We start from the raw sequence: 23,135 nt of genomic DNA on the forward strand, positions 1-23,135 counted from the left end.
TGATAGGAAGGCAAACGGGCATTATCCAAAGTTAGTTACCGGATGCAAGCACCGGAAAGTTCCGGTTTACAGCGTACAGCCGCTGTGCTGGAATCTGGCCCCCTGTTACCCATTACGGAAGCCCGGCATTAATGATGCAAGCCTCTCACTTCTCCGCCCAGGTGCTGGCGTGGTACGACAAATACGGGCGTAAAACCCTGCCCTGGCAAATTGAGAAAACGCCTTACAAAGTATGGCTCTCAGAAGTGATGTTGCAACAAACCCAGGTAACCACCGTTATTCCCTACTTCGAGCGCTTTATGGCGCGTTTCCCCACGGTCACCGATTTAGCCAACGCCCCGCTCGACGAGGTGCTGCACCTGTGGACCGGGCTGGGCTATTACGCCCGCGCCCGCAATCTGCACAAAGCCGCGCAGCAGGTCGCGACGGTTCACGGCGGGCATTTCCCGACCACCTTTGAGGAGGTCGCCGCCCTTCCCGGCGTCGGACGCTCTACCGCCGGGGCGATTCTCTCTCTGTCGCTGGGGCAGCACTACCCAATCCTCGATGGCAACGTGAAGCGCGTGCTGGCCCGCTGTTACGCGGTGGCCGGCTGGCCGGGTAAAAAAGAGGTGGAAAACCGGCTGTGGGCGATCAGCAGCGACGTCACGCCGGCGCAGGGCGTGGAGCGTTTCAACCAGGCGATGATGGATTTGGGTGCCATGGTCTGCACCCGCTCGCGTCCGAAGTGTGAAATCTGCCCGCTGAACAGCGGCTGCGTTGCTTATGCTACCCAGCGCTGGGCGGAATACCCTGGCAAAAAACCGAAGCAGACGCTGCCGGAGCGCACCGGCTATCTGCTGCTGATGCAGCACGAAGGGAAAGTTTATCTGGAGCAGCGCCCGCCGAGCGGCCTGTGGGGCGGCCTGTACTGCTTCCCGCAGTTTGCCGATGAACAGGGGCTGCGCGACTGGCTGCACGAGCGCGCCATTGCTGAGCGCGGGCTGACCCAGCTCACCGCGTTTCGTCATACTTTCAGCCACTTTCATTTAGATATTGTGCCGATGTGGCTTCCCGTGTCCTCATTTGCCGCGTGCATGGATGAGGGCAGCGCACTCTGGTATAACTTAGCCCAGCCGCCGTCGGTGGGGCTGGCCGCGCCGGTTGAGCGCTTGCTACAGCAGTTATGCACCGGCGCTATCGCCTGAACATCGCCCCGTTCATAAGAGGAAAAGACATGAGCAGAACCATTTTTTGTACCTTTCTCCAGCGCGACGCTGAAGGCCAGGATTTCCAGCTCTACCCTGGCGAACTGGGTAAGCGCATCTACAACGAGATCTCTAAAGAGGCCTGGGCGCAGTGGCAGCATAAGCAGACCATGCTGATCAACGAGAAAAAGCTCAGCATGATGAACCCGGAACACCGCAAACTGCTGGAGCAGGAGATGGTTAACTTCCTGTTCGAAGGCAAAGAGGTGCATATCGAAGGCTTCACCCCGCCAGAAAAGTAACAATAACGTTTTCCCGTCTGGGGCGTCAGCCTCAGGCGCGGCAAACCTGGTGAAAAGTGGAAGTGATTCAGCCCCCCATGTTCAACACAACACGCAATCCAGGAAGCATGAAAAAACTTTTAGCGCTGGCCCTGTTGGCCCCCCTGCTCGTCTCCTGTTCCGGCTCGAACAAGGGCGACAGCTACAACGAAGCCTATGTGAAGGACACCAACGGTTTCGATATTCTGATGGGGCAGTTTGCCAACAATATTGAGAACATCTGGGGCTTCAATGAAGTATTGATCGCCGGTCCCAAGGACTACGTGAAGTACACCGATCAGTACCAGACCCGCAGCCATATTAATTTCGAAGCCGGTACGCTGACCGTCGAGACCATCGCCGGCACCGATCCCGCCGCGCGTCTGCGCCAGGCTATTATCATGACTCTGTTGATGGGCGACGATCCGAGCGGCGTGGACCTCTATTCCGACGCCAATGACATTCAGATTTCCAAAGAGCCGTTCCTGTACGGACAGGTGCTGGACCATACCGGTCAGCCGATCCGCTGGGAAGGACGCGCCACTCAATACGCCGACTGGCTGCTGCAAAATCGCCTGAAGAGCCGCAAGGCCGGGCTGCGCATTATCTACAGCGTGACCATCAATCTGGTGCCAAACCACCTCGATAAGCGTGCGCATAAATATCTCGGCATGGTGCGTCAGGCCTCGCGTAAATACGGCGTTGATGAATCGCTGATCCTGGCGATTATGCAGACCGAATCCTCGTTCAACCCCTACGCCGTCAGCCGCTCCGACGCGCTGGGGCTGATGCAGGTGGTCCAGCATTCGGCGGGTAAAGACGTGTTCCGCTCGCAGGGCAAGTCCGGCACGCCGAGCCGCAGCTTCCTGTTCGATCCGGCCAACAACATTGATACCGGTACCGCCTATCTGGCGATGCTGAACGATGTGTACCTGGGCGATATCATGAATCCTACCTCGCGGCGCTATGCGGTGATCACCGCGTACAACGGCGGGGCGGGCAGCGTGCTACGCGTGTTCTCCAGCGACAAGATCGAGGCGGCGGCTATCATCAACACCATGACGCCGGGCGATGTGTACCAGACGCTCACCACCCGCCATCCGTCGGCGGAGTCGCGGCGCTACCTCTACAAGGTGAATACCGCCCAGAAGAGCTATCGTCGGCAGTAGTAAAAAAGCCCCTCACCAGAGGGGCTTTTTTTATCAGCGCTTTAGTGCTTCACCATATTGCCGTAGAGCCGTTTGATGCCGTCGGCATCGGTCTCGCTGTAGACGCCCTGCAGCTCCGGCGAGAAGCCCGGCAGCAGGTTTACCCCCTCTTCCAGCGCGAGGAAATAGCGCAGTGCCGCGCCGTCCCACACTTCGCCAGGCACCACGCACAGCACGCCCGGCGGGTAAGGCAGCGCCCCCTCCGCCGCGATGCGCCCTTTCGCCTCGCTCAGCCGCACCAGTTCAACCTTGCCGCGAATAAACTCAATATTGGCATCCTGCGGATTCATCACCACCTCCGGCAGTTCAGCGCGGCGGAACATCGCCTTCTGCAGATCCTTCACGTCAAAGCTGACATAGAGATCGTGCATCTCCTGGCAGAGCTGGCGCAGGGTATAGCCCTTGTAGCGCACCGGATATTTGTTGTAGATGGTCGGCAACACGTCAGCCAGCGGCGTATCGTCTTCGATGTGCTGCTCAAACTGCGCCAGCATCGCCACCAGCTGCGCGATTTTCTCCGGGCTTTCCGCCGGGGTGAGCAGGAACAGAATCGAATTGAGATCCGATTTTTCCGGCACTACACCGTTCTCGCGCAGGTAGTTGGCGAGGATCGCGGCCGGCACGCCAAAATCCGCGTACTCCCCGCTCTCCGGGTCGATCCCTGGCGTGGTGAGCAGCAGCTTGCAGGGGTCAACCATATACTGGTCGCGGGCGTAACCTTCAAAGCCGTGCCAGCGTGCGCCCGGCTCGAAGGTGAAGAACTGGCGATCCCGGGCAATCAGATCGGTGGGGTGATCCTGCCAGGGCCGTCCGGCGATCTCCGGCGGCACAAAGGGTTTGATCATGGTGCAGTTGGCGATGATCGCTTTGCGCGCCTCGATCCCCAGCGCCACGCAGTCGGCCCACAGCCGGCGTCCGCTCTCCCCTTCATGGATTTTCGCATTCACGTCGAGAGCAGCGAACAGCGGATAGAACGGGCTGGTAGACGCATGCAGCATAAAGGCGTTATTCAGCCGCTTGTGCGGACAGAACCGCGCCTGGCCGCGCAGGTGATTATCCTTTTTATGGATCTGCGACGTCTGCGAGAACCCGGCCTGCTGTTTGTGCACCGACTGGGTAACAAAGATGCCCGGATCGTTCTCATTTAACTCCAGCAGCAGCGGCGAGCACTCCGCCATCATCGGGATAAACTGCTCGTAGCCGACCCACGCGGAGTCAAACAGAATGTAGTCGCACAGATGACCGATGGTGTCGATCACCTGACGCGCGTTGTAGAGCGTGCCGTCGTAGGTCCCGAGCTGGATCACCGCCAGCCGGAACGGGCGCGCGTCGTCGGCGCGCTGCGGCGCCACGTCGCGAATGCGCTCGCGCAGGTACGCCTCGTCAAAGCAGTGCGCGTCAATGCCGCCGATAAAGCCAAACGGGTTGCGCGCCGCCTCCAGATAAACCGGCGTCGCCCCGGCCTGGATCAGTGCCCCGTGGTGGTTCGACTTATGATTATTGCGGTCAAACAGCACCAGATCGCCGCGCGTCAGCAGGGCGTTGGTCACCACTTTATTTGCCGCCGAGGTACCGTTCAGCACGAAATAGGTTTTATCGGCGTGAAATACCTTTGCGGCAAACTTCTGGGCGTGCTTGGCCGACCCTTCGTGGATCAACAGATCGCCGAGCTTCACGTCGGCATTGCACATATCGGCGCGAAAGATGTTCTCACCGAAGAAATCGTAAAACTGCCGCCCCGCCGGATGCTTTTTAAAAAACGCCCCGTGCTGGTGGCCCGGACAGGCGAAAGTACTGTTGCCCATCGCCACATACTGGCGCAGGGTGTCGAAAAACGGCGGCAGCAACGCCTCTTCATAGCGGCAGGCTGCCGCTTCCAGCTCAAGAAAATCCTGCGCCCTGCCACTCAGCACGCCGCTGATATCGGGCACGCTCGCTTCGCCTGCCTCATCCCAGAGCCATACCGGCAGATTAAAGCCGGTGCGTTTGAGCAGCGCGAGAATGCCGCTGCGGCTGTCCACCACAGAGAGGACCACCGCCGCCACGTCGGTAAAATCGGTGCTGTCCAGCGCAACCACCTCGCGGTGAGTGGAAAGTGCGGCAATCACGTCGTGACTGGCGGCAATTTTCATCGATTTCATAAGCGCAAATAACCGTATTCAGGAAAGTAAGTGACCGGAGAAGCGCGCGGGCGCTGCTCTCATAATGGGCCTGACTGGGTTCCAGCTGCGACCACAAGACATCAGTAAATACAGACCGCGTCTGGTTTTACTGCTGTCCGGCAGTGAGCGTGCGGCACCCTCACCGCATAGCGGCGGAGGACGAGACGGTAAAGAGCGGGAAACGGGCGCGCGGCATCAGGCGATGTCGCCATGCAAGCACGAAGGCGTGGGCAGTAAGCCTGGTCATGTCGCAACCCCGTAGAAAGGAAAAAACTGGCGCAATCATGGCAGCTTCTTTTTGCTGGCGCAACCCGATGACCGGTGCGCAGGCAAAGCATTTGCAGCCAGCCACGCTAAGCTATTAAAATTAATAACAGTTATTTTTTAACCACGAATAAAAAAGCGAAATTAATGAATAACATGGCATTCCACTCTCTTTCCGCCTGCCGCGAGCAGGGCATCAGGAGCCTGATATGGTAACCGGACCTTTTATCAATGCTGGCGCGGTACTGCTCGGCGGCATTATCGGCGCCCTGCTGAGCCAGCGTCTCCCGGAGCGGCTGCGCGCGTCCATGCCTGCCATTTTCGGACTTGCCTCGCTGGGCATCGGTATTCTGCTGGTGATCAAATGCGCCAACCTGCCGGTGATGGTGCTGGCCACCCTGCTGGGCGCGCTACTGGGTGAGCTGTGCAATATCGAAGCGGGCATTAATAACGCGGTGATCGGCGCGCGTAATCTGGCGGCACGCCTCCGGCCAGGCAAAGGCACCAGCGCTGCGCAGGAGTCGTTTGTGCAGAGTTTTGTCGCCATTATTATTCTGTTCTGCGCCAGCGGCACCGGTGTTTTTGGTGCCATGCAGGAGGGAATGACCGGCGATGCGAGCGTGCTTATCGCCAAAGCGTTTCTCGATTTCTTCACCGCCACTATCTTTGCCACTACTTTAGGGATTGCCGTGGCCGTCATCAGCCTGCCGATGCTGCTGGTTCAGCTGTCGCTGGCCGCCGGCGCGGTGTTTATCCTGCCGTTAACCACGCCGATGATGATGGCCGATTTTACCGCCACCGGTGGACTGCTGCTGCTGGCAACCGGGCTGCGCATCTGCGGCATTAAGATGTTTGCCGTCGCCAACCTGCTTCCCGCCCTGCTGCTGGCGATGCCGCTTTCCGCACTCTGGACGCACTTTTTTGCCTGAGCTGCTCATAAAAACCGCAAACTGCGGTGGGAATGCGCGGCCGGGCGTGAAAGCGAGAAATTTGATTTGACGTAGTGTGACGAATCGGGTTTAATGCGCCCCGTTGCCCGGATAGCTCAGTCGGTAGAGCAGGGGATTGAAAATCCCCGTGTCCTTGGTTCGATTCCGAGTCCGGGCACCACTATTTAAAGAACCCAGCCTATGGCTGGGTTTTTGCTTTCTGGCGTGCGGACTCTTCATCGAACTCCGTTCGATGATTCGCTTCTGCGAAGCTCACCCCTTCGGGGCCAGCGCGACAGGCGCGCTGTTCAAACGCCTGCGGCGTTAGTCCGAGTCCGGGCACCACTATTTAGAAAAACCAGCCTACGGGCTGGTTTTTTGCTTTCTGGCGTGCGGACTCTCCATCAAACTCCGTTCGATGATTCGCTTCTGCGAAGCTCACCCCTTCGGGGCCAGCGCGACAGGCGCGCTGTTCAAACGCCTGCGGCGTTAGTCCGAGTCCGGGCACCACTATTTAGAAAAACCAGCCTACGGGCTGGTTTTTTGCTTTCTGGCGTGCGGACTCTCCATCAAACTCCGTTCGATGATTCGCTTCCTCGCAGCCGTAGGGTGGGTAAGCGCAGCGCACCCACCTTCACAAACGCAGCACTAGAGCGTGCGCAAACTTACCCGCCCTGGGACAACGTCCAGCATTCGCCCCTTACCTGGCACAATAAAACGCCAGTCATCCCTTACGCATCATAAATCCCCATAGAATCCTTCCAAAACAGCTTTATAACCCAACTCCCTCTCAATACATGATATATCTCATGCTTACATGATAATGATATTGCAAACGATATTCATTATCACTATGATCCGCATTCTTTGCGATGCGCTTCGCAACCATCTGTAAAACAAAACAATAAAAACCACCGTTCGGTTTGTGTTCGTGTTTACGCCGCGGCGTCCGGCCATGCGGCCCAAACCGGGAAGCCCCGATCGGTAGAGAAGGACTATTACGTTGATAACGCAGGATCTGGCACAGACTACGCATTTCACCCCGGCACCCGCTGCACGCAACGGGCGTGCCGGGCTGTGGCTGTGCCTGTCAGTGGGCGTTCACGCACTGCTGATGTTCGCCCTGTATCAGGCGGTCTCTCCTTCTCCGCTCAACCTTCCCCATGCCGGGCACAGCGGCGGCGAGATGTCGGTAATGCTGCTGGCAGCGTCACCCGCAGCCGCAGAGCCGCAGGAAATAGCACCCGCGACGACGCATACGGCATCACCAAAAAGCGTCGAGGCCGAGCGTGCTGATATCCTGGTTGAGAAAAAAGCCATCGCGCGGAAAAACCCCGAGCCACCGAAGAAAGCCGTTAACAAACCCGTCACCACGCCGAAAAAGCCCGCGCCACCGCGGGAAACAGCGCGCAGCGCTCCGCAGGCACCGTCGTCGCCAAAGCCTGCGGAAACCCGGCTGACCCCGGCACCGCAGCCTGCCGTCGCATCGGTTGCTGCGTCATCCGCCAGTCGTCCGGGTGAAAGCGAAAGCGGCAACGCCGCGCAGGGTGCAGGAAACGCCACCAGCAGCGTGGTGCGCATCCTTCATCGCCGGGTGAATTACCCGAATCGGGCACGCGCCATGGGCCTGGAAGGCCAGGTAAAAGTGAAATTCGATATCACGGCGGCGGGCACCATCACCAATATTCGTATTCTGGCGGAAACCCCGCGCGACGTTTTCAGCAGCGATTTACGGCGAGATATTTCCCGCTGGCGCTACGTCACCACCGGGCCAGTTAACGATCGGGTCGTCACCGTTATTTTTAAAATAGACGGCCAGATCCAGCTTATTAGTTAATTATCTTACTCTGGGGAAACAGCATGAATAAGATCGCGCATCTTATTTTACCTTTAAGCCTTATATCCACCGGCGCGCTGGCGGAAAATAATAATGAAACTGCACCGGTAACGGAAGAACAGGCCAGCGATACCATCGTGGTACGCTCGGCCCCTACCAGCCAGTCGATGGGTACGCAGATTATTGATGCCGACAAGATTGCTAACCGCCCGACCGGGAATGGCACGGTTACCGAACTGCTGAAATATAACCCTAACGTGCGCTTTGCGAATGACAGCAATTCCAGCCTGAACCCAGGGGAAATCGCACCGGAAAATGTCTCGTTTCACGGTGAGAAATTTTATAACAACAACTTTATGATTGATGGGTTATCAAACAATAACACCATCAACCCCGGTGCGAATGGCGGCGACCTGACTGCCAGCCCGGACGGTTACAGCCCGACCGATCTTCCAGCAGGCGGCGCGCAGTCGTTCTGGATCAACGCTGAGCTTATCGATACGGTTGACGTTTACGACAGCAATGTCTCGGCAAAATACGGTGATTTCACCGGCGGCGTGGTGGATGCGCGCTTAAAAGATCCGTCTCTCGACCGGGCCTCCGGGAAAGTATCATGGCGCACCACCCGCAATGCGTGGACCAGCTATCATATCGACTCCAATAAAAAAGAGGATTTCGAAGCAGCGACGGCTTTTTATAATCAGCCGAAATTCACCAAAAACTTTTATTCAGCGACCTTTAACCAGCCGCTGAATGACAGCGCCGGATTTATTTTCTCGTATAACCGCCAGCAGTCCACCATTCCGCAATATCACACCAATATGGAAAAATGGACCGATCAGGAACGCCTCTCGGAAACGTATTTATTAAAAGGCACCTGGTTTGCTGATAACGGCGATATTTTGCGTCTGACCGGCATGTATTCCCCGCACGAATCTACGTATTACAAAATCGACACTAAAAACGGCGGTTTTACCAATCACGGCGGCGGCTGGCGCACCAACCTGGAATGGGAACACTATGCCACCTGGGGGAAACTGACCAGCCTGGCGGGATACCAGCACGAGCAGAATAAGATTGAACAGGAATCGAATATCTACCAGAACTGGTGGCGTTATCGTGATGCGAACGATTTCGTTTCCGATGTTATTGACTGGGGCTCCAGCGTTCCGAGTAAAACAGGCTCCCAGACTGCCTATCTTGGCGGCTACGGGGATTATGGCACCGAGAAAACAACCACTACGCTCAAGCAGGATGCCGAGCTAAATGCCTTCTCCGCCCTGGGCGTGACGCATCAGATTGATGCCGGCTGGCAGGTGGATATGTTTGATGCCCGCTACCGCCGCTTTGATGATGTGCTGTTAAGCCGAGGCACTGCCACACTCAGCCCGGGGGTAGTCTGTCAGCCCGGCGATGCCTGGTGTATCGACGGCGAACAGTACATCAAAAGCCGTACGCTTTACCCCGAGCGCAGCGTCAAAGGCAGCTATACCAACTACGCCATCTATCTGCAGGACAGCATGAATTTCAAACGGGTCGAGCTGACGCCCGGCGTGCGCCTGCAGTATGACGATTACCTGAAAAACACGACTCTCGCACCGCGCCTTGCCGGCTCGCTGGACGTGTTTGGCGACAAGCGCACCCGCCTGTTCGGTGGCGCAAACCGCTACTACGGGCAAAATATGCTGGCCTATAAGCTGCGCAGCGGCATCGGCAGCTACTATATTCAGACCCGAAAAAATGCGCAAAGCCCGTGGGAAACCGGGGAACTGCGCAGTCTCGGCACGCAATATGACGTCTCCGACCTGAAAACGCCGTACAGCGATGAGATCTCCCTCGGCCTGTCGCAGCGCGTGCTGGACACCGTCTGGACCATGAAATGGGTCAACCGTAAGGGTCGCGATCAGTTTGGCCGCGAGACGGTCACCGACGCCAACGGCGATCGTTTCTACGTGCTGACCAACAACGCCAAAACCGAAGGCAACACCTGGTCGCTGAGCGCTGAGCCTGTCAGCCCCTATCACTTCAGCATGGCTGACATCAGCTGGTCGCTGGGCGCCAGCATCTCGGATAACAAATCGAGTTCGCAGACGTATTACGACACCAGTGACCGCGACGATCAGATGGTCATTTTCGACAATAAGCTGATGCAGCGCGCCGATATGGATGCGCTCGACTTCAACACCCCGTGGAACGCCTTCGTCAATGTGAACACCTGGATCCCGGCGCTGAACCTCAACTGGAACCAGAGCCTGACCTACACCTCCGGCTACGAAGGCTATACCACCGAGACCGTCACCTGCCCGGACGGTGGCCCGGGCTGCGGCAGCTACACCGGCGATGCGACGCGCTACAGCAAAACCAAATACAAGGATTACTTCACCTGGGACTGGCGCTTCGCCTGGCGCCAACCGACCTTCGAAAATCAGTCTCTGGAGCTGACCGTCGACGTGCTCAACGTGCTCGACAACGTGATCGAAGCCACCCAGAGCAGCAGCGCCACCTCCTCGACCCTGACCTATAAAACCGGCCGTCAGTTCTGGCTCGGCGTAGCGTACAGCTGGTAAAGCACGACGGCGCCGGTGCCGCACGCGCCGGCGCGCTTAACAAGGAAAATAATGATGTGGTTAACCCCTTTTCGCGGCGTCTGCGCCGCGCTTCTGGCTACAAGCCTGAGCCTGTCTGCGCACGCCGCTGACGCCAGCAGCCCGCTTCCCGAGATCCACGAAGGCGAGCTGACCAATGGCCTGCGCTACACCCTGGTGCCGATCAAGGCAGATAAAGGCCGGGTGGATATTCGCCTTAGCGTCAATGCCGGTTCGCTGGACGAGACGCCAGACCAGTCCGGCGTGGCGCATATGGTCGAACATATGGTGTTTCGCGCCAGCCGCAGCTGGCCGGACGGCGTAGCGGACGCGCTGGCACGTCAGGGCTGGCAGCGCGGGCTGCACTACAACGCCATGACCAACTATCAGCGCACGCTCTACATGTTCAGCCCGCCCAACGGCGTTAAGGGGCTGCCGCTGGCGTTAGAGGCGCTCAATCAGATGACTCGCCATGCGCAGCTTACCCAGCGCGATCTGGATGACGAACGCAAAGTGATCCTTGAAGAGTGGCGCGGCAAGCTGGGCGTGGCGGAGCGCATGAACCAGCAGCGCGTGGCGGCGATCCGCGACGGATCGCGTTACCCGGATCGCCCGGTGATCGGCACCGAAGCCTCAATCCGTACCACGCCGGCCAGCACCCTGCAGGCGTTTTACCAGCAGTGGTATCGTCCGGCGGCCATGCGCCTGATGATCATCGGCGATATCGATATCAAGAGCGCCGAAGCGCAGATCGCCCGCCAGTTCGCCAGCGAGCCGGCGCTTGCCGCCGCCGTTCGCGCAGACGACAACCCGATCCTGAAACCGCAGCGCCGCATTGTGCGCCTGCAGGACAGCGAAAGCGGCAGCAGCCAGGTTTCCCTGGTGATGCGCTTTCGTGAAGCCTGGGGTGCAGGCCCGGCGGGCTTCCGGGATCGCCTGATCAACCAGATCGTCACCAGCGTGCTCTCCGACCAGCTGCTGCGCCAGCGCGACGGCCTGCCTGCTCAGGTAGGTAACATCGTGGCGCGTCGCTCCGACATCGCCTCGGAAACCGTGGCCTTTGCGCTGTTTGCCGATGTGAATCCCGGTAGCCATCTCGACGGTCTGAAAGTGGTGTTTCAGGAGCGCGACCGCCTTAAACGCTACGGGCTGCGCCACGAGGATATCGACGCCGAGCGTCAGCGCCTGCTGAAGGTCGCCCAGCGTATGAAGACGAAGCCGGAAATGCGCACCTTCAGCGACTGGGTGCAAATCCTTAACGCCAGCTGGTCAAACGGCAATGCCTACTATGACACTCAGGCTCGCGGGGCCGCGGCCGCCGACCTGCTGGCGACCATCACCCCGGAGGAAGTGAACGCCCGGCTCAGCGCCTGGCTTAACGCGCCGGATACGCTGGTGCAGTTCAGCTTCCCCGGCAAAAGCCACTGGATGCTGCCCGCGGCGAAAACGGTAGACGCGCTGGAAGCCGCCGTCGCGACGGCACCGCTGGCGAAACCGCTGGCTCCGCAGCCGGTCAGCGTTCCCACTCTGCCGACCCTCGACGCCACCGGCTCGCGCACCGGGGTGACAGACTTCCCGCAGGCCCAGGTTAAGGAGTGGCAGCTCAGCAACGGCGACCGCGTGGTCTGGCTGAAAACGCCGCTGGCAGAGAAAAAGGTGTGGTTTACCGCCCGCAGTGAAGCGGGATATATGGGCGACGGCATGGTGCCGTGGCAGGCGCAGCTGGCCTCACAGCTGGTGGATCAGAGCGGCCCGGCGGGCTGGCACAGCGAAGCCCTGCAACAGTGGAAGAAGCAGAACGGCGTCTCCCTGAGCGTGGACCAGCAGGCGCAGACGCTTACCGTTAGCGGACAGGCCAGCCTGGATAAGCTGGATGCACTGTTCCATCTTTACCAGGCGCTGCAAACCCGTCCCGGCATTGATGGCGAAACCATGAAGTCGAGTCTGATGCAGCTGGCGCGCCGCCTCGCCGTTCAGCAGGGCTCCAGTTCCGCGCGTCGGGGAGATGAAATCACCCGCCTGCGCTTTGGAAAACCGGCCTTTGCACAGCCGACGCCCGCGCAGCTGAATACGCTGGCTTCGGAAACGCTGCTCGACCAGTGGCGCACAGCGACTCGCGCCCCGGTGACCTATTTTGTGCTGGCAGATATGCCTGCTGATACCCTGGAAGCGGCGGTCACCCGCTGGCTGGCGGCGATCCCGCGCGGCGACGCGCTGAACGCGGCACCGTACCTTGCCCGCCCCGGCATGCATGAACAAACGTCTGCGGTAAATATCGAGCCTAAAGCCGATGTGCGGCTCTGGAGCTTTACCGACGCAGGCTGGACGCCGACCCGCGCCGTTCAGGTGAGCATTGCCCGTAACCTGATGAATCAGCATCTGAAAGGCGTGCTGCGCGACGATGCGCGCGGGATCTACAACATGCGCTTTACCAGCGAGCTGAATGACGACACCGGGCGCATCGAAACCGAGGTGCGCTTTACGACCTCACCTGCCCGCGCCCGCGAAATGGCGCGCCGCGCCACCCAGGCATTCCAGGGGCTGAAAATCGACAAGCGGGCGGTGGATGCTCAGCGCGCGCAGTTCATCAAAGCCGAGAAGAATCGGACGCAGGACATCTATACCCTGCAGCGCCGTCTGCTGCTGAGCTACGCCCACTTCGATAATCCGTCTTATCTGACCCAGCTTGATACCCTTGCCGACGCCATTACCGTTGCCACGGTACGTGACGCGGCGGCGCATCTGCTCTCTGCGCAAAACCAGGCTCTGTATATCGCTCTGCCGCAAGAGGCCGTGAAATGAAGAAGAAACTGACGTTACTGTGGGAGCTCAGCGTCTCGTTCTGGGGCGGACGAAAAAGCTGGCGGGCGTGGGCGCTGCTGGCGCTTATCGTCGCGCTCGGCGGCTCCATCGTCTGGCTGAACGTGCTGATCAACAACTGGAGCAAGTCCTTCTATGACGCGCTCAGCAATTTCGACGGCACGCTGATCTACAGCCTGGTGAAGGAGTACTGCGTCTATATTCTGATTTACATCGGGGTATTTGTTTATCAGGACTGGTTTACGAAACTGCTGATCATCCGCTGGCGCGAGTCCCTGACCGCCGAGCTGGTAGAGAGCTGGCTGGCGAAACAGGCGTTTTACCGCATGGCGCTGAGCGGCAAGGTCGATAACCCCGACCAGCGTATCGCCGAAGATATTAACTACTTCGTGGATAAAACCGTCAGCCTCAGCGTGTCGTTCCTGATTACCAGCGCCCAGCTGTTCTCGTTTGTGGTGATCCTCTGGAATCTGTCCGGGGTGCAGCGCTTCACCCTGTTCGGTCACGAAATGGTGATTCATGGTTATCTGGTGTGGGTTGCAGTGGGCTATACGCTGATTGGCAGCCTCGTGACTCACCTGATCGGCAAACGCCTGCACGGGCTCAATTTCCAGAAGCAGCGTGCGGAGGCGGATTTCCGCGCCTCGCTGCTGCGCAAGCACGACAACGCCGAACAGATCGCGCTTTATCAGGGGGAACCCTGGGAGAAGCGACAACTGCGCCATGCCTTCAGCGCCATCACCCAAAACTGGCGGGCGCTGATGGATCGCGAGCGTAATCTCGGCTTCTTCACCACCGGCTACAGCCGCGTCAGCCTGATTGTACCGGTGTTTGCCGCGCTGCCGTTGTTTATGGCGAAGACCGTCACCCTCGGCGGGCTGATGCAGATCCGCTCCGCCTTCGGGCAGGTGCACGGCGCGCTGAGCTGGTTTATTCGCGTTTATAAGGCGCTGGTGGAGCTGTCCGCCAGTATGCAGCGTCTGGAGCAGTTTAAGCAGGCCATCGCCGAAAGCCAGTCGCCGCATCAGCCCGCGCCGATTGGCGAGTCGTTGCACGTGGCAGGCCTGTCGCTGACCACGCCGGACGGCGCGGGCCTGATGGAGGGTATTGCGTTTCACTGCCCGCCTGGCAGCTGGAACAAGCTCTCCGGGCGCAGCGGCCTCGGAAAATCGACGCTGCTGCGCACCCTGAACGGAGTCTGGCCGTGGTTCGCCGGCAGCTGGGAGCAGCCGCGCGGTAACGCCATGCTGCTGCCGCAGAAGAGCTATCTCGGCTACGGTACGCTGGCGGAGATCCTCAGCTATCCGCGCCAGCGGGAGCCTGATACGCAGCGCCTGGCCGACATCCTCGACAAAACCGGGCTGGGAGCATGGACCGCGCTGCTGGACACGCAGCTTAACTGGGAACAGGTGTTTTCCGGCGGGCAGAAACAGCGCCTGGCCTTCGCCCGCGCCATCCTGATGGCCCCGGACGTGCTCTATCTGGATGAAGCCACCAGCAGCCTGGACGCCGACGCCACCCAGCAGATGTTGCAGTTGCTCAGGCACGAATTGCCGCATACCACGGTGGTGGCGGTGTCGCACCAGCGTGAGATTGACCACCATTTCAGTCAGCATATTGACCTCAATGCCTTCGGGCATAGCCCGGCAGTACAGGCATAAAAAAAGCAGCCCGCGGGCTGCTTTTTCATTAGTGGTGTCACAGGGGGGACCCGCCTTACCGTGCACCCACCGTTTTTTTGTGGTGGGTGCGCGTTGCTTACCCCCCCTACGAGAGTGCGGATGTGATTGTAGGGTGGGTAAACGGAGTGCACCCACCGGTTTTGGCGTGGGGTTATGGCAGAGCGGTGGCGGTTCCGTTCACCCTGGCACCGCGCTCACATGGGAACACTGCCGCTCATGAACGGGTGAAGGGGGTTCGCCGCCACCCCCTTCACCATCCCGGGGCTCGCGCCCTCTGGCGGTTCCCGACCGCCAGCCCGGACTCAACGCCTCGGCGCGGCGGTTGTGATGCCGGACGGGGCCACGCTTCGGCTTATGTGTTCATGGTGGGTGCGCGTTGCTTACCCACTCTACGGGATGGCGGTAGTTCCAGTGATTATAGGGTGGGTAAACGGAGTGCACCCACCTTTCCACCCCGCTATTGATCAGAACGAGGTCCAGTCGTTGTCGGCTGCGCCTTTTGCCGGTGCGGCGGTCACGGTCGCGAGACGCGGTTTCACCATCGCGCTCTGCGGCACGACGCTTGCGCGTGACTCGCGTCCTTCGGAAGACAGGCGGAACTTCTGCACCGAGCTTTGCAACGCTTCGGTCTGGCGCTCCAGCGCGGTCGCGGCGGCGGATACCTGTTCCACCAGCGAGGCGTTCTGCTGGGTCACGCCATCCATCTGGGTTACGGCAATACCCACCTGCGAGATGCCTTTGCTCTGCTCTTCAGAGGCTTCGGCAATCTGCTTCATGATGACGGTCACATCGGTCACCGACTTCAGGATCGCCGCCATGGTGTTACCCGCCTCACTGACCAGGTCTGAACCTTTCTCCACCCGTGACACCGAGTCAGCAATCAGGGATTCGATCTCTTTCGCTGCATCGGCGCTGCGGCTTGCCAGATTACGGACTTCACCGGCCACGACCGCAAAACCGCGACCCTGCTCGCCCGCGCGCGCCGCTTCGACCGCGGCGTTAAGCGCCAGGATGTTGGTCTGGAAGGCGATGCTGTTGATAACGGTAGTGATCTCAGCAATTTTCTTCGAGCTCAGGGAGATGCCGTCCATAGTTTTCACCACGTCATCAACCAGATTTCCGCCGCGGCCCGCCGTCACCGACGCGGTATCGGCCAGCTTGCTCGCCTCACGAGCGTTGTCGGCGTTGAGTTTCACCGTGGCAGTCAGCTCTTCCATGCTGGCAGCGGTCTGCTCCAGGGCGGCCGCCTGCTCTTCGGTACGTGATGAAAGCGAGTTATTGCCCGCCGAAATCTCCGTCGCACCGCGCCAGATGTTGTCGCTGCCCTCACGAATGGTGCTTACCGCTTCGCGCAGGCTGTCCTGCATCGCACTCAGCAGCGGCACCAGTTTACCCACGCAGTTGCGGCCAAAATCCTGCACCGGCTGGCTGAGATCGCCATCGGCGATCAGGCGGAAGTGGTGACGGATACGGTCCAGCGGACGCACCAGCATCGAGACCAGATAGCGGTCGGTAAACAGCAGGATCAGCAGGCCGGCGATCACGGCAACGACAATGATCGCTTTGGTGACTGACGTCAGCCCGTCCACGGTCACGCGGGTTTCATCCAGCTTATCACCGGCGGTGGCGTTGAATTTCTCTGCGCTGGCACCGAAAGCACGGCTCAGCGGCGGCGTCACGTTGTTAGCCTGGGCGCGATAGGCCTCGACGGTACCGGTTTTCGCTGCCTGCATCTGTGGCTTCACGCCTTCGTCCAGCAGCTTCTGCCAGTTCGCGATCACTTCCTGGGATACCGCGGCGTCCATCGGCCCTGGCGACATCGCTTTAAACGCGGTCAGCTGTTTGTCCATGTTATCCAGCGCCTGCTGGACCGAGGCAAAAGCCGTGTCATCCGGTGTACCACCGGCAATGCGGGTTTCCATCACGCGCGTCAGGCGGGTCACAAAACGGAAGTACTGATCGTTTCCTTTGCTCAGGACGTTCATCTGGGAAACAAGCTGACGGTCAACGGTATTGCCGTCCGCCACCGCGTTGAGGGAATACACGCTGTAAAGCCCGACGCCCGACCAGAGCAAACAAAACAGGCCGAGAATGGAGAGCATTACAGTACGAATAGTAAAATTACGAAGCATACCCATATCAAAAATCCTTGCCGTGAAGAATAGGTTCGTCCTCATGCAGGACTTATCCCGGTTATCGGCAAAGGCGGAGAAATATATAATGTTTTATTAATCTCTTTATTATAAAGCTATAAACAAGGCTTATTTTACAATGACTTGAAACGTTAGGGTTAAATGTCCGTTGAAGACTTAAATAGCTCACTAAGTAAAATATAAAAGCGCATAAAAATAAGGGATGTTGAGGTTAACAATTAACGTTTCCGCAGTCTGAATAAATAATTAACTCCTGCTCGCGTCATGCGCTGCGCATAACAGCGCCGCCGACATTTACCGGACGTTATGCCTGCATATTAACCAAAGTGGACAGGCCGCACGTTTACTGCCCGGGCGGGTTTTCAGCGCTCTGGGATGACGTTAAGATAGAAACAGTGTTTCAAAAAACCTTGAAGACAGAGGAGTGAAGATGACCTGGCTTGCTGATTCAACGCGTTATGAACAGATGCAGTATCGCTACTGCGGCAAAAGCGGGCTGCGCCTGCCTGCCCTCTCGCTGGGGCTGTGGCACAGCTTCGGCCACGTCAGCCCGCTGGAGAACCAGCGCGCCCTGCTGCGCAAAGCGTTCGACCTCGGCATTACCCACTTCGATCTGGCCAATAACTACGGCCCACCGCCGGGCAGCGCTGAAGAGAATTTCGGTCGCCTGCTGCGTCAGGATTTTGCCCCGTACCGCGATGAGCTGATCATCTCCACCAAAGCCGGATACGACATGTGGCCCGGCCCTTACGGCTCAGGCGGGTCGCGCAAGTACCTGCTTGCCAGCCTCGACCAGAGTCTGCAGCGCCTCGGCGTGGAGTACGTTGATATCTTCTATTCGCACCGCGTGGATGAGAGCACGCCGATGGAAGAGACCGCTGCCGCGCTGGCGCAGGCGGTACAGAGCGGGAAAGCGCTCTATGTGGGGATCTCCTCTTACTCCTCTGAGCGCACCCAGGCGATGGCCGACCTGCTGCGCGAGTGGAAAATCCCGCTGCTGATCCACCAGCCGTCCTACAACCTACTTAACCGCTGGGTGGATAAGAGCGGGCTGCTTGATACCCTGCAACAGAACGGCATCGGCTGCATCGCCTTCACCCCGCTGGCGCAGGGGCTGCTTACCGGCAAATACCTGAACGGTATTCCGGAAGGGTCGCGCATGCAGCGCGAAGGCAAGAAGGTGCGCGGTCTGACGGAAAACATGCTTACCGAGGCCAATCTGGCGAGCCTGCGACTGCTTAATGAGATGGCGGAAGCGCGCGGGCAAAGCATGGCGCAGATGGCGCTGAGTTGGCTGCTGAAAGACCAGCGCGTCACCTCGGTGCTGATTGGCGCCAGCCGGCCCGAGCAGCTGGAGGAGAACGTCCGGGCGCTGGATAATCTGCACTTTAGCGAGGATGAGCTGGCGCGCATCGATCGCCATGTGGCCGATGGCGAGCTGAACCTCTGGCAGGCATCGTCCGACAAGTAAAAAAAAGCCCTCGAATGAGGGCTTTTTTATTAGCGCTTGGTGAGCCGGTCGAGGTAGCCCATCACAAAAGCCGAGAGCACAAAGGTGAGGTGGATAATGACATACCACATCAGCTTGTTATCCGGGATGTTACGGGCGTCCATAAACACCCGCAGCAGGTGAATGGAGGAGATAGCCACAATGGAGGCCGCTACTTTATTTTTCAGCGACGTTGCATCCATCTTGCCGAGCCAGTTCAGCTTCTCTTTGTCCTCATCAATATTGAGCTGCGAGACAAAGTTCTCATAGCCGGAAAACATCACCATCACCAGCAGGCCGCCCACCAGGGTCATATCCACCAGGGAGAGCAGCGTCAGGATCAGATCCGCTTCCGCGATGGAAAAAATATGCGGCAGCGTGTGCAGGATTTCCTGAAAGAACTTAATCGCCAGGGCGACCAGCGCCAGAGACAAACCAAAGTAGACCGGAGCGAGAAGCCAGCGTGACGCATACATGGCGTTTTCAATAAAGCGTTCCATAGTGTCCTGTTAAATAACCAAACCGGCATTCAGTATAGCCTGAATGCCAGGCCCGGTTGCAACAGCACGCAGGGGGAAGATCAGATATCGGCGAGGGCTACCTGTGGGCGCTTGCAGGCGGGCCAGACCACCGCCACCAGTTGCGGGTAAGCATCGAGGCTGAACTCGCGGAAGCACTGGCGCAGGTTCATCAGCTCGATGTCAGAGAAGGTCACCGCTTCACCGTTCATACAGCGTTTTTTAATATTGTCGTAGTACTTATAGACCGCTGAATTAAGATCGCTGCAGCGGCGCTGGGCATCAAATACCCCAGGGGCAGCAGTGAGCTGTTCAAGGCTCATTTTTTTAACGGTAGAGTGAATAAAATCAATATATTCATGATTTACCCGCCAGTACCATTCCGGGGTAATGGCGTTCATCAGCATCGCAAAATGCTCTTCGCTCTCTTCTTTGTTAACCGGCGGGGCCACCACGGTTTCGGGTTCCGGCAGCGGGGCGCGACGACTGCCATACTCTTTCATCAAAAAAAGTACGCCGCCTAATAGCAGTAATAAAACCACTACGGCATAAAATATAGTATCCATAAGAACGCTCCGTTTTTTTTGATTTTAAAAGTGGTGCATGATATTGTCAACGCGATCTGGTTAAACCACTTTCCGTTGTTATTAATAAAATTAAAGGTCAAAAAAAATATGCTGCCTGACCATCTTGTTCCGGCGCGCTTTCATATCTCTGAACCCGAAGCCCAGCGTAAAACAGCAGAAGAAAATAACAGTGATTTGACTGAAGAACAAACCACGCTCGTCGATTATGAAAGCGAGATCATGTGTGGTAAATCCTGGGCCGGGCAAACGCGTAATGTCATTCTTGAAGAGCGCGATCGCCATATTAAAGAGCGGATTAATAGCGTCGTTAAAATCGAAACTTTCGCTAACGTGTTGAACGGACTGCTGCTGGAGCAGGAAATTAAGCCGGAAGAGCTGGCGGCGTTACTGGCCGAAAAAACAGCGCAGATAAACGATGCCGGGAATGAAATTTGGCTTAATCTGATTACCCGCGAAAAAAATACGCCATTCTTTTACCAGCTTGAGGAATAAGCACGGTGACAACCTCAGCATTGCCTGCAAAAGATTTCGTGTTAGCCGAAAAAGATAAAGAGAAATTTATCTTAAGTCAGAATATCGCAGCGTTAACCGCGGCGCGAAATGCGACGCTGGAACAATATGGTCAGGCGGCGACTTCTATTCCTGCCGCGCTGGTAGATCTGAAATGGCAGAACCGGCGTGAGATTTATCCGCTGCTGATTAAAGAAGAAGTATACGGCGCGGTCTTAAATGAAATTATGCTGCGGCACCCGCAGCTTAAAGCCAAAATAATGGCGCGGATCGAAGCCAATTATCAGCACATCAAGGCGCGGGAAAACGCCACGCTCACTCTGATGCGCCAGCTTGCCGACGGCGAACTCAAAACCTCCTGCGTTCTGGCACCGCCCGCCGCCCCGCAACCATAACCGCTACCCGGCGACAGCACTCAGCGCCGGCGCGGCTTCATCGGTAATCACCTCCGTCACCTGCTCCAGCGTACCGATCTGCACCTCACCGGTGCGCTCGCGTTTACTTTTGTCGATAAGCAGCAGCGACTGGGCAGCCCGGCGCAGCAGCAGCGTCTTGAACTCGGCATTCCAGGCATGGGCATCCCAGATACCGCCCTCGCTGTCGATGCCCTGGCAGGAAAAAATAAACAGATCGATATCGATATGCCGCAGCAGCGAAACCAGCGCCGGGTTCTCGTAGCTGGCGAAAGTGCGATCCAGCACGCCGCCGCTGCTGATAAGCGTGATGCGCTCGCGCTTCGCCACCTCCTGACAGACCCGCACGCTATTGGTGAAGACCGTTAGCGGCATATCCGGGAGCTGGCGCGCCAGATACCAGCAGGTGGTGCTGGCGTCCAGCGCAATCACCATACCTTCTGAAATCCAGTCCAGCGCCAGCCGGGCGATATCCAGTTTATGGGTGTGATGGCTTTTCAGGCGCGCGGAAAAGGGTTCATCAAGGGTGGCGCTGTCGTGACGCAGAATGCGCGCCCGCCCGTGGCTACGCAGGATCACGCCCTGCTTCTGCAACAGCCGCAGATCGCGCCGCACCGTCTCCAGGCTCACTGCCAGCAGCCGGGCAAGCGCGTCGGTGGTGAGCGTGTCGTGCTCGCTTAACAGCTGTTCAATTCTCTGATGCCTGACTGATTTCATTCTTCCCCCTGCACGCTGCCTTTAGCGTAGGGGGGAAAAACAGGTTTTAACAGCCCCGGGCGCGGCGGCGTCCGGCGGCTGTGATCGCGATCTCATGCGAAGCGGAACAGCGTGATAGCCTGCTGGAGCGCGCGGGTTTGCTGCTGCTGATGCTGCGCCATGTTCAGCGTCTGCGCCACGTGGTGCGCATTCTGCTGAACGCTCTCGTCAATGCTGGTGATGCTGTTGCGCATGTCGCCGATGCTGCTGCGCTGCTGCTCGCTCATCTGCGACAGATCCTCGATAAACCGTCGCAGGCTATCGATGCTGGCGATCATCTCGCGCATGGTGGCCCCCGCCTGCTCTACCCGCGCCGAGCCGTCATCGGCACGCGCCACCGAAACGGCAATCAGCTCGCGAATATCTTTCGCGGCAAACTCGCAGCGCTGCGCGAGGGTGCGCACTTCAGACGCTACCACGGCAAACCCTTTGCCCTGCTCGCCGGCCCGCGCCGCTTCTACTGAGGCGTTGAGCGACAAAATATTGGTCTGAAACGCGATGCCGTCGATCAACTCCAGAATGCCATTTACCCGCTGGGCGTCAGCACGGATCTGCGCCATACACGCGGTCGCGGCATCAATATGCGCCCCGCCTTGCTGGGCCACGCTGCTGGCCTGGATCGCCTGCTGGCGCGCGGTGTGCGCCTGTTCGCTGTTGAGCGTAGCGCCAGCGGCAATCTGCTCGATGGCGCGGGTGACGATGGCCAGTGCCTGAGCCTGTTCGTCGGTGCGGGCGGACAGCCCGGCATTGCGCTCCAGCAAGGTATCGGAGGCGGCCAGCAGCGCATTCACCCCGGCGCTGACCCGGGTTAAGGTGTCGCGCATGGTATCCAGTGTGGTGCTGAAGGTGCGGGCGAACGGCGAGTAGCGTGCGGCATCGTTGACCGCCAGGGTGAGGCACCCCGGCTCACGGTTGATCACCGATGCCAGCCGCGCCACTTCGCTGGCGGAGCGAGCATCCTGCGCCATCCGCACCGCCATCACCATCAGTACCGCAGTCTGCGCCACCACAAACAGCGCGTGGAACACCACCATATGAAAGCCCGGATGCGTAAAGCACACGATGCCGAACAGGTCGTTCTCCTGAAGATAGTTAAATAGCGCATGATGCACCGCCGCCGTCGCGGCGCCCATCAGCAGCGGTCGCCAGTCGCGCCAGGCCAGCAGCGCCGACAGCAGCACGAATACCGAGAAGTGATACTCGGTTTCGCCATGCCCCAGCTGAATTAATAGCGCGGCAAAGCCCATCAACGTAAAGGCAAACCACAGCCGGGTGATCAGCCGTCCGGCAAACAGAGTCTTGATCACCGTCGCCAGCCCGGTGAGCGCGCCGCCTGCGACCAGCGCCAGCGACAGATTATGATGGTGCCAGCCAACCCCCAGCGCGATCAGCCACAGCAACCACGTCAGGGACAGCATCAGCCCGTCGGCTTTCAGGCGAATCTGCGAGAGGGTAATTAAGCCAGCGTTATTGTCTGTGTGAGAAAAGGTCATTGTGCTCATTGTTATTATCCAGATGATGGGCAAACGACAGCCCCGGCACGGGCCGGAGAATATTATTAAGGTGGTTCAGATTTAAGCGTAGATGCTCCGCAGACCGCCGCCAGCGTACAAAAAAGATATATCCTTTGCCTGCCGCTTTATTATTTAAGCATTGGTTTTCATTACGTTAATTATTAATTACCGCTGTGCTTGTTACTGCTAAAAATAAGCGAA

17 protein-coding genes and 1 tRNA gene are annotated in these 23,135 nt (G+C 58.4%); 12 read left to right on the forward strand and 6 right to left on the reverse strand.

Annotated features, from left to right (window positions below; genetic code table 11):
• Positions 1-134: 134 nt before the first annotated feature.
• From mutY to mltC, 3 genes are all read left to right on the forward strand, one after another.
• Positions 135-1,187 (forward strand): A/G-specific adenine glycosylase, encoded by a 1,053-nt coding sequence (gene mutY, locus ET34_RS0100865; RefSeq protein WP_031518683.1) that lies wholly within the window; start codon positions 135-137, stop codon positions 1,185-1,187.
• Positions 1,188-1,216: 29 nt separating this feature from the next.
• Positions 1,217-1,489, forward strand: coding sequence for an oxidative damage protection protein (locus ET34_RS0100870; RefSeq protein WP_031518685.1), 273 nt, complete (start codon positions 1,217-1,219; stop codon positions 1,487-1,489).
• Between the two features lie 107 nt (positions 1,490-1,596).
• Positions 1,597-2,676 (forward strand): membrane-bound lytic murein transglycosylase MltC, encoded by a 1,080-nt coding sequence (gene mltC, locus ET34_RS0100875; protein ID WP_031518686.1) that lies wholly within the window; start codon positions 1,597-1,599, stop codon positions 2,674-2,676.
• A 41-nt stretch (positions 2,677-2,717) separates the two neighbouring features.
• On the opposite strand, the gene ET34_RS0100880 is transcribed toward mltC, so the two are convergent.
• Complete coding sequence (locus ET34_RS0100880) at positions 2,718-4,856, reverse strand: ornithine decarboxylase (RefSeq protein WP_031518688.1); 2,139 nt, start codon at positions 4,854-4,856, stop codon at positions 2,718-2,720.
• 494 nt (positions 4,857-5,350) lie between these two features.
• Between ET34_RS0100880 and ET34_RS0100885 the strand changes: the two genes are divergently transcribed.
• The 6 genes from ET34_RS0100885 to ET34_RS0100910 all read left to right on the forward strand — a co-directional run bounded on the left by ET34_RS0100885 (position 5,351) and on the right by ET34_RS0100910 (position 14,973).
• Positions 5,351-6,070: a DUF554 domain-containing protein gene (locus tag ET34_RS0100885; protein ID WP_031518690.1), complete on the forward strand. Its 720-nt coding sequence runs from the start codon at positions 5,351-5,353 to the stop codon at positions 6,068-6,070.
• Positions 6,071-6,175: 105 nt separating this feature from the next.
• Positions 6,176-6,251 (forward strand) — tRNA-Phe (locus ET34_RS0100890).
• 822 nt (positions 6,252-7,073) lie between these two features.
• Positions 7,074-7,907 (forward strand): TonB family protein, encoded by an 834-nt coding sequence (locus tag ET34_RS21180; RefSeq protein ID WP_051640434.1) that lies wholly within the window; start codon positions 7,074-7,076, stop codon positions 7,905-7,907.
• Positions 7,908-7,930: 23 nt separating this feature from the next.
• Positions 7,931-10,474: a TonB-dependent receptor plug domain-containing protein gene (locus ET34_RS0100900; protein ID WP_031518693.1), complete on the forward strand. Its 2,544-nt coding sequence runs from the start codon at positions 7,931-7,933 to the stop codon at positions 10,472-10,474.
• Between the two features lie 51 nt (positions 10,475-10,525).
• On the forward strand, positions 10,526-13,294 hold the full coding sequence (locus tag ET34_RS0100905) for a M16 family metallopeptidase (RefSeq protein ID WP_031518695.1): 2,769 nt from the start codon (positions 10,526-10,528) through the stop codon (positions 13,292-13,294).
• The gene (locus tag ET34_RS0100910; RefSeq protein WP_035890725.1) at positions 13,291-14,973 is read left to right on the forward strand and encodes an ABC transporter ATP-binding protein/permease; all 1,683 of its coding nucleotides are present in this window, start codon (positions 13,291-13,293) and stop codon (positions 14,971-14,973) included. Before ET34_RS0100905 ends, ET34_RS0100910 begins: the two co-directional genes overlap by 4 nt.
• A gap of 485 nt (positions 14,974-15,458) precedes the next feature.
• On the opposite strand, the gene ET34_RS0100915 is transcribed toward ET34_RS0100910, so the two are convergent.
• Positions 15,459-17,132: a methyl-accepting chemotaxis protein gene (locus tag ET34_RS0100915; RefSeq protein WP_031518698.1), complete on the reverse strand. Its 1,674-nt coding sequence runs from the start codon at positions 17,130-17,132 to the stop codon at positions 15,459-15,461.
• Between the two features lie 445 nt (positions 17,133-17,577).
• Between ET34_RS0100915 and ET34_RS0100920 the strand changes: the two genes are divergently transcribed.
• The gene (locus tag ET34_RS0100920; RefSeq protein WP_031518700.1) at positions 17,578-18,618 is read left to right on the forward strand and encodes an aldo/keto reductase; all 1,041 of its coding nucleotides are present in this window, start codon (positions 17,578-17,580) and stop codon (positions 18,616-18,618) included.
• A gap of 29 nt (positions 18,619-18,647) precedes the next feature.
• Here the strand turns inward: ET34_RS0100920 and ET34_RS0100925 are convergent, their stop codons facing one another.
• A complete protein-coding gene (locus ET34_RS0100925; protein WP_031518702.1) occupies positions 18,648-19,136 on the reverse strand; it encodes a TIGR00645 family protein in 489 nt (162 codons plus the stop codon).
• Between the two features lie 80 nt (positions 19,137-19,216).
• Positions 19,217-19,720: an ESA_00282 family adhesion-associated protein gene (locus tag ET34_RS0100930; RefSeq protein WP_031518703.1), complete on the reverse strand. Its 504-nt coding sequence runs from the start codon at positions 19,718-19,720 to the stop codon at positions 19,217-19,219.
• Between the two features lie 108 nt (positions 19,721-19,828).
• On the opposite strand from ET34_RS0100930, the gene ET34_RS0100935 reads away from it, so the two are divergent.
• The gene (locus tag ET34_RS0100935; protein WP_031518704.1) at positions 19,829-20,233 is read left to right on the forward strand and encodes a hypothetical protein; all 405 of its coding nucleotides are present in this window, start codon (positions 19,829-19,831) and stop codon (positions 20,231-20,233) included.
• Between the two features lie 5 nt (positions 20,234-20,238).
• A complete protein-coding gene (locus tag ET34_RS20745) occupies positions 20,239-20,646 on the forward strand; it encodes a cytoplasmic protein (protein WP_081826882.1) in 408 nt (135 codons plus the stop codon).
• A 3-nt stretch (positions 20,647-20,649) separates the two neighbouring features.
• Here the strand turns inward: ET34_RS20745 and fucR are convergent, their stop codons facing one another.
• Complete coding sequence (gene fucR / locus ET34_RS0100945; protein WP_031518706.1) at positions 20,650-21,381, reverse strand: L-fucose operon activator; 732 nt, start codon at positions 21,379-21,381, stop codon at positions 20,650-20,652.
• A 92-nt stretch (positions 21,382-21,473) separates the two neighbouring features.
• Positions 21,474-22,922 (reverse strand): methyl-accepting chemotaxis protein, encoded by a 1,449-nt coding sequence (locus ET34_RS0100950; RefSeq protein WP_035890728.1) that lies wholly within the window; start codon positions 22,920-22,922, stop codon positions 21,474-21,476.
• Positions 22,923-23,135: the final 213 nt, after the last annotated feature.

This window comes from Siccibacter colletis, assembly GCF_000696575.1.
Taxonomy (GTDB): Bacteria; Pseudomonadota; Gammaproteobacteria; order Enterobacterales; family Enterobacteriaceae; genus Siccibacter; species Siccibacter colletis.

Excerpts from the sequence above, each read along its gene's own strand:
- ET34_RS0100930 (WP_031518703.1), bottom strand. The coding sequence starts at position 19,720 with ATGGATACTATATTTTATGCCGTAGTGGTTTTATTACTGCTATTAGGC.
- ET34_RS0100885 (WP_031518690.1), top strand. The coding sequence starts at position 5,351 with ATGGTAACCGGACCTTTTATCAATGCTGGCGCGGTACTGCTCGGCGGC.
- mutY (WP_031518683.1), top strand. The coding sequence starts at position 135 with ATGCAAGCCTCTCACTTCTCCGCCCAGGTGCTGGCGTGGTACGACAAA.
- mltC (WP_031518686.1), top strand. The coding sequence starts at position 1,597 with ATGAAAAAACTTTTAGCGCTGGCCCTGTTGGCCCCCCTGCTCGTCTCC.
- fucR (WP_031518706.1), bottom strand. The coding sequence starts at position 21,381 with ATGAAATCAGTCAGGCATCAGAGAATTGAACAGCTGTTAAGCGAGCAC.
- ET34_RS0100935 (WP_031518704.1), top strand. The coding sequence starts at position 19,829 with ATGCTGCCTGACCATCTTGTTCCGGCGCGCTTTCATATCTCTGAACCC.
- ET34_RS0100870 (WP_031518685.1), top strand. The coding sequence starts at position 1,217 with ATGAGCAGAACCATTTTTTGTACCTTTCTCCAGCGCGACGCTGAAGGC.
- ET34_RS0100880 (WP_031518688.1), bottom strand. The coding sequence starts at position 4,856 with ATGAAATCGATGAAAATTGCCGCCAGTCACGACGTGATTGCCGCACTT.
- ET34_RS0100905 (WP_031518695.1), top strand. The coding sequence starts at position 10,526 with ATGATGTGGTTAACCCCTTTTCGCGGCGTCTGCGCCGCGCTTCTGGCT.
- ET34_RS0100925 (WP_031518702.1), bottom strand. The coding sequence starts at position 19,136 with ATGGAACGCTTTATTGAAAACGCCATGTATGCGTCACGCTGGCTTCTC.
- ET34_RS0100920 (WP_031518700.1), top strand. The coding sequence starts at position 17,578 with ATGACCTGGCTTGCTGATTCAACGCGTTATGAACAGATGCAGTATCGC.
- ET34_RS0100910 (WP_035890725.1), top strand. The coding sequence starts at position 13,291 with ATGAAGAAGAAACTGACGTTACTGTGGGAGCTCAGCGTCTCGTTCTGG.
- ET34_RS0100900 (WP_031518693.1), top strand. The coding sequence starts at position 7,931 with ATGAATAAGATCGCGCATCTTATTTTACCTTTAAGCCTTATATCCACC.
- ET34_RS0100950 (WP_035890728.1), bottom strand. The coding sequence starts at position 22,922 with ATGAGCACAATGACCTTTTCTCACACAGACAATAACGCTGGCTTAATT.
- ET34_RS0100915 (WP_031518698.1), bottom strand. The coding sequence starts at position 17,132 with ATGGGTATGCTTCGTAATTTTACTATTCGTACTGTAATGCTCTCCATT.